9 protein-coding genes are annotated in these 12,030 nt (G+C 45.9%); 1 reads left to right on the top strand and 8 read right to left on the bottom strand.

The genetic code is table 11. The features are described 5' to 3' along the window. Nucleotides 1-66: 66 nt before the first annotated feature. The 3 genes from alaS to pncC all read right to left on the bottom strand — a co-directional run bounded on the left by alaS (nucleotide 67) and on the right by pncC (nucleotide 4,656). Nucleotides 67-2,649, bottom strand: a complete 2,583-nt coding sequence (gene alaS / locus AB4583_RS17995) for an alanine--tRNA ligase (RefSeq protein ID WP_017063223.1) — start codon at nucleotides 2,647-2,649, stop codon at nucleotides 67-69. 332 nt (nucleotides 2,650-2,981) lie between these two features. After that, on the bottom strand, nucleotides 2,982-4,022 hold the full coding sequence (gene recA, locus AB4583_RS17990; protein ID WP_017056586.1) for a recombinase RecA: 1,041 nt from the start codon (nucleotides 4,020-4,022) through the stop codon (nucleotides 2,982-2,984). A gap of 139 nt (nucleotides 4,023-4,161) precedes the next feature. Next, nucleotides 4,162-4,656: a nicotinamide-nucleotide amidase gene (gene pncC, locus AB4583_RS17985; protein ID WP_029235458.1), complete on the bottom strand. Its 495-nt coding sequence runs from the start codon at nucleotides 4,654-4,656 to the stop codon at nucleotides 4,162-4,164. A gap of 124 nt (nucleotides 4,657-4,780) precedes the next feature. Here pncC and mutS point away from each other — a divergent pair, with 124 nt between their 5' ends. Continuing rightward, nucleotides 4,781-7,342 (top strand): DNA mismatch repair protein MutS, encoded by a 2,562-nt coding sequence (mutS, locus tag AB4583_RS17980; RefSeq protein WP_017059026.1) that lies wholly within the window; start codon nucleotides 4,781-4,783, stop codon nucleotides 7,340-7,342. A 140-nt stretch (nucleotides 7,343-7,482) separates the two neighbouring features. Here mutS and rpoS read toward each other — a convergent pair whose 3' ends face one another. From rpoS to truD, 5 genes are all read right to left on the bottom strand, one after another. After that, entirely contained in the window at nucleotides 7,483-8,463 is a 981-nt protein-coding gene (rpoS, locus tag AB4583_RS17975) for an RNA polymerase sigma factor RpoS (protein WP_017059027.1), read from the bottom strand. Between the two features lie 98 nt (nucleotides 8,464-8,561). Continuing rightward, nucleotides 8,562-9,476 carry a murein hydrolase activator NlpD gene (gene nlpD / locus AB4583_RS17970; protein ID WP_017068689.1) on the bottom strand — a complete coding sequence of 305 codons (915 nt, stop codon included), beginning with the start codon at nucleotides 9,474-9,476 and terminating at the stop codon, nucleotides 8,562-8,564. Nucleotides 9,477-9,510: 34 nt separating this feature from the next. After that, nucleotides 9,511-10,137 carry a protein-L-isoaspartate(D-aspartate) O-methyltransferase gene (locus AB4583_RS17965; RefSeq protein ID WP_017059029.1) on the bottom strand — a complete coding sequence of 209 codons (627 nt, stop codon included), beginning with the start codon at nucleotides 10,135-10,137 and terminating at the stop codon, nucleotides 9,511-9,513. Beyond that, complete coding sequence (gene surE, locus AB4583_RS17960; protein ID WP_017068690.1) at nucleotides 10,130-10,882, bottom strand: 5'/3'-nucleotidase SurE; 753 nt, start codon at nucleotides 10,880-10,882, stop codon at nucleotides 10,130-10,132. The genes AB4583_RS17965 and surE overlap by 8 nt, the downstream gene beginning before the upstream one ends. A gap of 81 nt (nucleotides 10,883-10,963) precedes the next feature. Further along, nucleotides 10,964-12,010: a tRNA pseudouridine(13) synthase TruD gene (truD, locus tag AB4583_RS17955; protein WP_017059031.1), complete on the bottom strand. Its 1,047-nt coding sequence runs from the start codon at nucleotides 12,008-12,010 to the stop codon at nucleotides 10,964-10,966. Between the last annotated feature and the right edge of the window lie 20 nt (nucleotides 12,011-12,030).

Here is a 12,030-nt window from a genome sequence, read left to right as displayed (position 1 = left end):
ATGCTCGGCGCACAATAAAAGATGCCCAATCAACTGATTGGGCATCTTTGTATCAATTACTTAAGCTTAAAGACGCTCTTCTAGCCAAGTACGCACAGATTTAAGCGCTTCTGGCAGTGCTGCAACGTCTGTACCGCCCGCTTGAGCCATATCTGGACGACCGCCGCCTTTACCGCCAACTTGCTCAGCAACCATCTTGACGAGATCACCCGCTTTTACTTTGCCGATTAGGTCTTTGGTTACACCAGCAATCAAGCCAACTTTACCGTCTGCTACGTTCGCGATCAGGATGATGCCGCTACCTACTTGGTTTTTAGCGTTATCAACCATAGTACGTAGGTTCTTGTTGTCTGCGCCTTCAATTGCAGCAACCAAAACTTTAGTACCAGAGATGTCTTCTACTTTGCCCATGATGTTTGCGCTTTCTGCAGCAGCCATCTTTTCTTTAAGCAGTTGGATTTCTTTCTCTAGCGATTTCGCTTTCTTAGCTGATTCAGCAAGTTTCTCTTCGTAAGCGTTAGCCTGAGCTTCTACAGCATCTAGAGCAGCTTCACCTGTTACCGCTTCAATACGACGAATACCCGCAGCAATACCACCTTCAGAAGTGATCTTGAATAGGCCGATATCACCTGTGTTTGAAGCGTGGATACCACCACAAAGTTCAGTAGAGAAATCGCCCATAGATAGAACGCGAACTTCATCATCGTACTTCTCGCCAAACAGTGCCATTGCACCTTTTTCTTTCGCTGACTCGATGTCCATGATGTTCGTTTCAATCACATGGTTCTTACGAACTTGTGCGTTAACTAGACGCTCTACTTCTTTAATCTGTGCTGGTGTTACCGCTTCAAGGTTAGAGAAGTCAAAACGTAGGTTATCTGGCTTAACTAAAGAACCTTTCTGAGCAACGTGCTCACCTAGCACTTCGCGCAATGCAGAGTGAAGTAAGTGAGTGGCAGAGTGGTTTAGTGAGATAGCAGCTCGACGCTCAGCGTCAACCGTTGCTTCTACTTTATCGCCCTTAGCAAATACACCTTCAACTAGCTCACCGTGGTGCGCAAATGCGTTACCTAGCTTCTGAGTGTCTTGTACTTTGAAAAGACCCGACGCTGTTTTTAGTGTACCAGCATCACCACATTGACCGCCTGACTCAGCGTAGAATGGTGTCTCTTCAAGGATGATGATTGCTTTGTCGCCAGCCGATAGTGAAGCAACCTCTTCGCCGTCAACGAATAGCGCAGAGATTTCACCAGCACCTTCAGTTGCTGTGTAACCACAGAACTCAGTGTTGGTGTCTACTTTGATTGTCGCGTTGTAATCCGTGCCGAATTGGCCTGCTTCACGTGCACGCTTACGCTGTGCTTCCATCGCCTTCTCAAAGCCTTCTTCATCGATAGTAAAATCGCGTTCGCGAGCTACATCGTTAGTAAGGTCAGCTGGGAAGCCGTATGTATCGTAAAGTTTGAAAACTGTTTCGCCGTCAAGCTCTTTGCCTTCAAGTGCATCTAGTGCGTCATTAAGAATAACCATGCCGCGCTCTAGAGTACGACCAAAGTTCTCTTCCTCAATGCGAAGTACTTTTTCAACAAGCTCTTGCTGTTTCTTAAGTTCATCTGCCGCAGAGCCCATCACTTCAGCCAGCACACCCACAAGTTTGTGGAAGAACACGCCTTGTGCGCCAAGCTTGTTACCGTGACGAACTGCACGACGAATAATACGACGTAGAACGTAGCCACGACCTTCGTTTGAAGGCATAACACCGTCAGCAATTAGGAATGAACAAGAACGGATGTGGTCAGCAATAACGCGTAGCGATTGGTTAGATAGATCATCATGACCAACAACTTCCGCAGTCGCTTTGATTAGCTTTTGGAATACATCAATTTCGTAGTTAGAGTGAACGCCCTGCATGATTGCAGAAATACGCTCAATACCCATACCTGTATCTACAGCAGGCTTAGGTAGCGGTTCCATTGTGCCGTCAGCGTGACGGTTGAACTGCATGAATACGTTGTTCCAGATCTCGATGAAACGGTCACCATCTTCTTCAGGTGTACCAGGACGGCCGCCCCAGATGTGCTCACCGTGATCGTAGAAGATTTCAGTACATGGACCACAAGGACCTGTGTCACCCATCGTCCAGAAGTTATCAGACTCGAACTGTTTACCGCCTTCTTTGTCGCCAATGCGAACGATACGGTCAGCAGGAACACCTACTTTCTTGTTCCAGATATCGAATGCTTCATCATCTGTCTCGTATACCGTTACCAGCAGGCGGTCTTTTGGCAGTTGAAGAGTTTCAGTCAGGAATTCCCAAGCAAATCCAATCGCTTCTTCTTTGAAGTAGTCGCCAAAGCTGAAGTTGCCTAGCATTTCGAAGAACGTGTGGTGACGAGCCGTGAAACCTACGTTTTCAAGGTCATTGTGTTTACCACCCGCACGTACACAACGCTGAGCCGTAGTTGCTCGAGTGTAGGCACGCTTTTCGGCGCCTAAGAAGCAATCTTTGAATTGGTTCATACCTGCGTTAGTGAATAGCAGGGTTGGATCGTTATGTGGAACTAACGATGAACTGTCTACGATTTGGTGTTCTTTGCTCTCAAAGAACTTAAGGAACGCGTTGCGAACCTCATCAGTGCTCATGTACATGCAGCTCTTCCTGAAAATAGTCGAGTTAGAATTTTGCCGTATTGTAGATCATGGTTAAGGCTTCGACTAGTTTTCTTGTAGAAAAGACACCCTTGGGCAGGATTTTAGTGGGAATTCGATAAAATGAAGAATATTCCACTATATCTTGCCGTGGAAAAGCAGAACTAAATTGACGACCTAGTACCGAAGAAACTCAGTCAAAGAGAGAGATTTGACCAAAGACATGCTCGACGGAGCAGATCCAATAAAAAAGCCCCGCATAAAATATGCGAGGCTTTAAATTCTTTCAAAGCGGATGCTTCTTTCAAACATCCACTCTATAAAACGTGAGCTTATAGCTCTTCGTTTTCTTCTTCTTTCTCTACGTCTTTCTCTTCAAGAACAGCAGGAGTCAGTAGTAACTCACGAAGTTTAGTATCGATCTCTAGAGCAACTTCTGGGTTTTCACGTAGGTATTTACCAGCGTTAGCTTTACCTTGGCCGATCTTATCGCCTTTGTAGCTGTACCAAGCGCCTGCTTTTTCTACTAGCTTATTCTTAACACCTAAGTCGATAAGCTCACCTTCGCGGTTGAAGCCTTTACCGTAAAGGATTTGAGTCTCAGCTTGTTTGAATGGTGCAGCAATCTTGTTCTTAACGACCTTGATACGAGTTTCGTTACCAACAACTTCATCACCATCTTTAATCGCACCAGTACGGCGAATATCAAGACGAACAGATGCGTAGAACTTAAGTGCGTTACCACCTGTTGTTGTTTCTGGGTTACCGAACATCACACCAATTTTCATACGAATTTGGTTAATGAAGATAGCCATACAGTTAGACTGCTTAAGGTTACCCGTCAGCTTACGCATTGCTTGAGAAAGCATACGAGCCTGAAGACCCATGTGGCTGTCGCCCATTTCGCCTTCGATTTCTGCTTTTGGTGTTAGGGCTGCTACTGAGTCAATAACAAGAACGTCGATTGCACCTGAACGAGCCAGTGCATCACAGATTTCCAGCGCTTGCTCACCAGTATCTGGTTGAGAAACAAGAAGTGCATCGATATCAACACCAAGCTTTTGAGCGTAGATAGGGTCTAGTGCGTGCTCCGCATCAACGAATGCACACGTCTTTCCCACTTTCTGTGCTGCAGCAATAAGCTCAAGCGTTAGCGTTGTTTTACCTGATGATTCTGGACCGTAAACTTCTACGATACGTCCCATCGGTAGGCCACCAGCACCTAGTGCGATATCTAGAGATAGAGAACCTGTAGAAATAGTTTCTACGTCCATTGTGCGGTTATCACCAAGACGCATGATAGAACCTTTACCAAATTGCTTTTCAATCTGACCAAGGGCTGCGGCTAACGCTTTTTGTTTATTCTCGTCCATTTCTATCTCCACATAATCGGTTGTCTCAACAAGCGATCTAGAATCTATTTCTAACCCACATAGGGGTGACTAATTGGCTCTCATTATACTGTTGATTCATACAGTGTCTATACCTGTATGAAAATAATTTGTACAAATGTTACTTACCTTCCATTGATAGGTAATCATAAATAACTTGCAGGGCATGGTGCGTGGCTTGTTGGCGTACTTGTGATCTGTCGCCTGTAAATACATGCGTTTCTACTTTATCCCAGCCATTTAGCGCTTTCCACGCGAAGCATACTGTACCAACAGGCTTATCTTCGGTCGCGCCACCTGGGCCAGCGATGCCACTGATTGATACAGAGATCGTCCCGTTTGAATGTTGCAATGCCCCGCTCGCCATTTCTATTACGACAGGCTCACTCACGGCGCCGAACTCCATTAAGGTTTTAAGCTGTACACCGATCATCTCTTGTTTGGCTTCATTGCTGTACGTAACAAAAGCGCGATCAAACCATCCAGAGCTGCCCGCAATATCGGTGACTGCACTCGCGACACCTCCGCCAGTGCAAGATTCAGCCGTCACTAACACGTGTTTGTGTTTAGCGAGTAAATGTCCAAGCTGCTCACTAAGGTCTTGAGTCATCTGCATCATCTGCTTCCCTTTATTTACTGTCATATCATTTGGATTCGCATCTTTTCGCATCAGCCGCTTTTCGCACGAAACGCTTTCACGTATCCTAAGCCGCAATAGAAATAAACGAAAGAAGTTAACTGTGAAAGCCGATCAAAAACATACTCCCATGATGCAGCAGTATCTAAAACTGAAAGCAGAAAACCCAGAAATTCTGCTGTTCTACCGCATGGGCGATTTCTACGAGCTTTTCTACGATGACGCTAAAAAAGCCTCTCAACTCCTCGATATTTCACTGACTAAGCGTGGCTCATCAAATGGTGAACCGATTCCGATGGCAGGTGTTCCATACCATGCGGTTGAAGGATACCTTGCAAAGTTAGTGCAACTTGGTGAGTCCGTAGCAATTTGTGAACAGATTGGTAATCCAGCACTTTCAAAAGGCCCTGTTGAGCGCGCAGTAGTGCGTATCGTGACACCGGGTACCGTAACCGACGAAGCCTTGCTTTCTGAACGCGTTGATAACCTAATTGCAGCCATTTATCACCACAACGGTAAGTTTGGTTACGCGACACTGGATATCACCTCCGGCCGATTCCAACTTTGCGAGCCAGAAACAGAAGAAGCGATGGCCGCTGAGCTACAAAGAACCTCTCCGCGTGAGCTGCTGTTCCCTGAAGATTTCGAACCCGTCGATTTAATGGCAAGCCGTAATGGCAACCGCCGCCGCCCTGTATGGGAATTTGAATTAGACACCGCTAAGCAGCAATTGAATAAGCAGTTTGGTACTCGCGATCTGGTTGGCTTTGGCGTAGAAAGCGCGAAACTGGGTCTATGTGCGGCTGGTTGTTTGATCCAATACGTGAAAGATACCCAACGTACTGCCCTCCCTCATATCCGTTCACTCACGATGGATAAACAAGATCACTCGGTGATCCTTGATGCTGCAACTCGTCGTAATTTGGAGATCACGCAAAATCTTGGGGGTGGTACTGATAACACCCTTGCCGAAGTACTTGATCACACTGCGACAGCAATGGGTAGCCGTATGCTTAAGCGTTGGTTACATCAACCAATGCGCAATATATCTGCACTCGATCAGCGCTTAGATGCAATTGGTGAAATGAAAGATTTGGCTCTATTCACAGAACTACAGCCAACCTTAAAACAGATTGGTGATATCGAACGTATTCTCGCTCGATTAGCACTTCGCTCTGCTCGCCCTCGCGATATGGCGCGTCTTCGCCAAGCAATGGAATATTTGCCAGAGCTTGCTGAAACACTGACGCAACTGAAGCACCCATACCTAACTCAACTTGCTCAATATGCTTCTCCTGTGGATGAGGTTTCTGAGCTGCTTGAACGTGCAATCAAAGAGAACCCACCGGTGGTTATCCGTGACGGTGGTGTGATTGCAGAAGGCTACAATGCCGAGTTAGACGAATGGCGCGACCTTGCAGCAGGCGCAACTGAATTTCTTGATAAGCTTGAGCAAGAAGAGCGTGAACGTCATGGCATCGACACGCTAAAAGTTGGCTACAACAACGTACATGGTTTCTTCATTCAAGTAAGCCGTGGGCAAAGCCATCTTGTGCCGCCACACTATGTTCGTCGTCAAACGCTGAAAAATGCTGAGCGTTACATCATTCCTGAGCTAAAAGAGCACGAAGACAAAGTACTTAACTCTAAGTCGAAAGCACTCGCTATCGAGAAACAGCTGTGGGAAGAGTTGTTTGACTTACTACTGCCGTATCTAGAGCGCCTACAAAATATCGCCTCTTCAGTATCTCAGCTTGATGTTCTACAGAACTTGGCTGAGCGTGCAGATACCCTTGATTACTGTCGTCCAACCATGACAGAGTCTGCTGGCGTACAAATTCAGGCCGGTCGTCACCCTGTTGTTGAACAAGTGATGGACGAACCTTTCATTGCTAACCCTATCGACCTGAATGATCAACGTAAGATGCTGATCATCACGGGTCCCAACATGGGTGGTAAATCGACCTACATGCGCCAAACGGCACTCATCGCATTGATGGCTCATATCGGTTGTTATGTTCCTGCAGAAAGCGCAACCATCGGCTCTATCGACCGTATCTTTACGCGCATTGGCGCATCCGATGATTTGGCTTCTGGCCGTTCAACCTTCATGGTTGAGATGACAGAAACCGCAAATATCCTGCACAATGCAACACCAAACAGCCTTGTGCTAATGGATGAAATCGGTCGTGGTACCAGTACTTACGATGGCCTGTCTCTGGCTTGGGCAAGTGCAGAGTGGCTAGCCAATCAAATCAATGCGATGACACTGTTTGCAACGCACTACTTTGAGCTAACTGAACTACCTAACCAACTTCCAACTTTAGCAAACGTACACTTAGATGCGGTTGAACATGGTGATAGCATTGCCTTTATGCACGCAGTTCAAGAAGGTGCTGCAAGTAAATCTTATGGTCTAGCGGTTGCAGGTTTAGCTGGCGTACCGAAAGCAGTGATCAAGAATGCTCGTGCGAAGCTGACTCAGTTAGAAGCGTTAAGTATGGAGTCGCCAACATCGAAGCCAAGCGGTGTCGATATCGCAAACCAACTGAGCCTGATCCCAGAACCGAGTGAAGTAGAGCAAGCGCTAGCGAATGTTGATCCTGATGATCTAACTCCTCGCCAAGCATTAGAAGAACTTTACCGCTTGAAGAAGCTGCTTTAGTTTCTTACCAAGTAGCTTGTTATGGCCGTACTGCTATTTTGATTAGACGGCATGAAATACCAAAGCCACAAACAAAAAAACGCTGACTTAAAGTCAGCGTTTTTATTTGTCTTCTATTTAGAGAAGCATCATCCGTTCAATTAGTCGTTTTCTACGTTGAACAGGTTTTCCATATTCAGACCTTGCTTGATAAGAATCTCACGTAGACGGCGAAGACCTTCAACTTGGATTTGACGAACACGTTCACGAGTCAGGCTGATTTCGCGGCCCACTTCTTCTAATGTTGACGGTTCATAACCCAGTAGTCCAAAGCGACGCGCAAGCACCTCTTTCTGCTTAGGATTCAGCTCATCAAGCCAGAAAATCAACGAGTTCTTGATATCGCTATCTTGAGTTGAAACCTCAGGATCTGAATTATTGATGTCTGGAATAATATCCAACAGCGCTTTCTCACCGTCACCACCAATTGGCGTATCAACAGAGCTCACTCTTTCGTTTAGACGAAGCATCTTGCTCACATCACCAACCGGCTTATCTAGCTTAGAAGCAATTTCTTCTGCCGTTGGTTCATGGTCAAGCTTTTGTGATAGCTCTCTTGCAGTACGTAGGTAGATGTTCAGCTCTTTCACAACATGGATTGGCAAACGGATAGTGCGAGTCTGATTCATTAACGCACGTTCAATGGTTTGACGAATCCACCATGTCGCGTAAGTTGAGAAGCGGAAGCCACGCTCTGGATCAAACTTCTCTACGGCGCGAATCAAACCTAGGTTGCCTTCTTCGATTAGATCGAGAAGTGCAAGGCCGCGGTTGCTATAACGACGTGAAATTTTTACCACTAAACGCAGGTTACTTTCGATCATGCGTTTACGTGCTGCTTCATCACCGCGTAGAGCTCGACGTGCGTATAGCACTTCTTCTTCAGCGGTTAGTAGTGGTGAGAAACCGATTTCGCCTAAGTAGAGTTGAGTGGCATCTAAACTTTTAGACGTAACTTCAACTTCTTCTTTTGCTTCGGTTTTCTTAGTGACTGTTCGTTTTGCTTTTCCAAGAGCTTCCGGTTCCGTGGTTGCTTGGTCAAGATCGAACTCTTCTTTGGTTACTGCATTGCTTATACTCATAACGCCTCCCCCTGGCGAAATTAGCATGACATTACAACTTCATATGTCGCTAAATGACTATGTCACTCCATACAATACGTAATTTTTGCATATTGTATTTAAGGTAAATATCGTTTTGGATTAACGGATTTACCTTGGTAACGAATCTCAAAGTGCAACCTAACACTGCTGGCTCCAGAGCTTCCCATTGTTGCAATCTTCTGCCCTGGTTTCACACTTTGCCCTTCAGATACTAATAGTCGGTCATTATGCGCGTATGCACTTAAGTAATTATCATTGTGCTTCACAATCACTAGATTGCCGTAGCCTCGTAGTGCATTACCCGAATAAACAACCGTTCCCCCTGCAGTAGATACTATTGGCTGACCTCGCTGTCCTGCTATGTCTATGCCTTTATTTCCTTGTTCGCCTACAGAGAAATTCTCGATTACTCTCCCTTTAGTTGGCCATAACCATTTGGATACTTTATCACTTGTTGGTTTGGTGGGCGGTGTAACATTCTGTTTACCTTTAGAACCAACATACTCCTTTGATTTGGATTGTTCAACCTTCTTTGGTGGATCTTTTTTCACCACTTTGGTGGTAGTTTGAGCTGGAGCCGGTTTAGAGTTTTTGCTCGGTTGCGATGTGGTTTTAGGTTTACTTGCCGCAGATGACGTTGTCGATGCCGCGACAGGCGCAGCAACTGCTGCTGCCGCTACCGTTGATTTACCATACGCTGGCGCATTGTAGCTAGGACGCCATAACTTAAGCTTCTGCCCTGGGTGGATAGTGTAAGGAGCAGACAACTTGTTATAACCGATGAGGTCTTTAACGTCTTTATTGGTGACATAAGCAATGAAGTAAAGGGTGTCGCCTTTTTTAACTTCATAGTAACTGCCGCGATAACTACCACGATCAATCGATGAGTATTTCTTGTTAAGGCTTGAAACCGGCGCAGGCGAATTCGCTGCACACCCAACAAGGGCACAGCTAAGCAGTAAAGTACTTCCTTTTAACAACTTCGAACGCATCGACTCTCTATCCACCTACACCATTAGTCTTTTATTAAGCTAGCTCACCAGGAACAAGAGGTACAAATCTCACCATCTCGATAACACTCGATAAAAACTCATCGCCGTGTCGAACGATCTTCAACAGTTGTTGTTCATCATCCCCAACAGGAATCAGTAAACGACCACCATCTTTCAGCTGTTGCAGAAGCGCTTGAGGAATCGACTCTGCAGCGGCGGTGACAATAATCGCATCAAAAGGGGCTTTTGAAGACCAACCTTGCCAACCATCACCGTGCTTAGTTGAGATATTGTAGAAATCGAGTTGCTTCAACCTACGCTTGGCATCCCATTGTAGCGACTTTATTCTTTCAACCGAATACACATGATCAACAAGTTGAGCCAATACCGCAGTTTGGTAACCAGAACCCGTTCCGATCTCCAAGACACGGCTATCTTGTTGTAATTCAAGTAGCTCTGTCATTTTAGCAACAATGTATGGCTGTGAGATTGTCTGACCCTGACCGATAGGCAGCGCATTATTATCATAGGCTTGGTGATACATCGCCTGTGATAAAAAGCTCTCTCTCGGCAGTTGGTAAATCGCATCAAGAACCTTTTGATCCTGAATACCATTTTCAATCAGGAAAGTAATTAAACGCTCAGCTTGCGGATTACTCACTTACTTCTCCCCCTAACCATGTTGCCATCGCGCCCAACGACTCATGCGCCGTCAGATCAACCTGCAACGGTGTTACCGACACAAAGCCATGCTCAATCGCGTAAAAATCGGTACCTTCACCGGCATCTTGCTCTTTACCCGGAGGGCCAAGCCAATAGATATCGTGACCACGCGGGTCTTTTTGCTTGATCATATCTTCAGCGTGATGACGAGCACCTAAGCGCGTCACCTGAGTACCAGACAATTGTTCTAAGGCTAAATCAGGAACGTTTACGTTCAACAAGCGGTTGGTCGGGATTGGGTTTGCTAAATGTTGTTCGACAATACGACGAGCAATCGCTGCCGCTGTCTTAAAATGTTTTTTTCCCACCAGAGAAAACGCTACCGATTGAACGCCTAGAAAATGCCCTTCCATTGCTGCAGCCACCGTGCCGGAATAAAGCACGTCATCACCCAGGTTAGCACCGTGATTAATGCCCGTTAATACCAGATCAGGCATGTCATTCTTTAGCAGTTCGTTTAACGCAAAATGCACACAGTCGGTCGGTGTTCCTTGTACCGAATAGGTATTTTCAGTAATCTCTTGAACACGCAGAGGCTGTTCTAAAGTTAATGAATTTGACGCACCCGAGCGATTACGGTCAGGGGCAACAATGATAACGTCAGCAAGATCACGTAGCTCATTTGCCAGCTCATGAATACCTTGAGCGTGCACACCATCATCATTGCTGAGTAAAATCTTCATCTTGTATCCTTTCTTTTGTTCCCATGCTAAGCCAAGTCACTTAAATTCCAATATCAAGTGACTCAACTCCAAGCAGAATCGTTATTGCTCGTAGGTTCTCTCTACGTGTACTTCTTCAACCAATTCGCGAACGATCGCTGTTGCGAAACAACCCGCATCAAGAGAGAACTTAAGCGTGACATTATCTTCGTTCACTTCCCAAGTTAAGTCTGTTGGTTTCAGTGACGCTTCACGGCGATCATGACGCATACGGTTACCACGAATCAGAGCCATTAGATCCGGTTCAGCATCAAGGTGTTTCTGTTCTAGAGCTTGAGACTCATCAATCGTTGGTAAGGCATTATCGCCAGCCAAAGCAACAGTTATCAAAGCAGAACCGTTCGCAATGTCTTGGTTTACAGCTTCAATGTTGTCTGCTGTTACTGCCAGTTGAGCACCGTCTTTCACCACGATATCGCCAACCAATGCTGATGCAAACGCATCTTGCTCAATACGGTCTGAAAGGATCAGGTTGTAAATCCACGAACGAGCAGCAGAAAGGTACAAGCTGCGCTTATTCTGGTTACGAGTACGAACGTTATCGCGGCCCCAACGACGAGCTTCAGATAGGTTGTTACCTTCATTGCCAAAACGCTGAGCACCAAAGTAGTTTGGCACGCCCACTTGAGCGACTTTTTCCAAACGCTTGACCACATCATCGCAATCCGTTACTTCAGACAAGGTCAACTCAAATTGGTTGCCAACTAAATCGCCTGGACGTAACTTTTTGTTGTGTCGCGCTGTCGCTAAGATTTCAATGCTTGGGTATTGTGCTAAGAACCCTGAAAAGTCAGGCTCACCTTTCGGTAGGTGAACGCTCAACCACTGCTCTGTCACAGCGTGGCGGTCTTTCAAACCCGCCCAGCTCACGTCTTTCGACTTAACACCGCAAGCTTTAGCCAGCTCGTTTGCTACGAAGCTCGTGTTTTCACCAGTTTTACGAATACGAACCATTAGGTGCTCGCCTTCACCAGCAAACTCAAAACCCAAGTCTTCATTAACGACAAAGTGTTCGGCTTTTGCTTTTAGTTTTGCTTTCGCAGTTGGTTTACCATTTAGATAAGCCAATGAAGATAAAATATCTGACATGCTGTTCTTTTCGTGTTGGT

The sequence above is a fragment of the Vibrio sp. 10N.222.49.C12 genome (genome assembly GCF_041475025.1).
GTDB classification, from domain to species: Bacteria; Pseudomonadota; Gammaproteobacteria; order Enterobacterales; family Vibrionaceae; genus Vibrio; species Vibrio crassostreae_C.
Note: the sequence above shows the minus strand (reverse complement) of the source record. Positions and strands in the feature narration are given on the sequence as shown.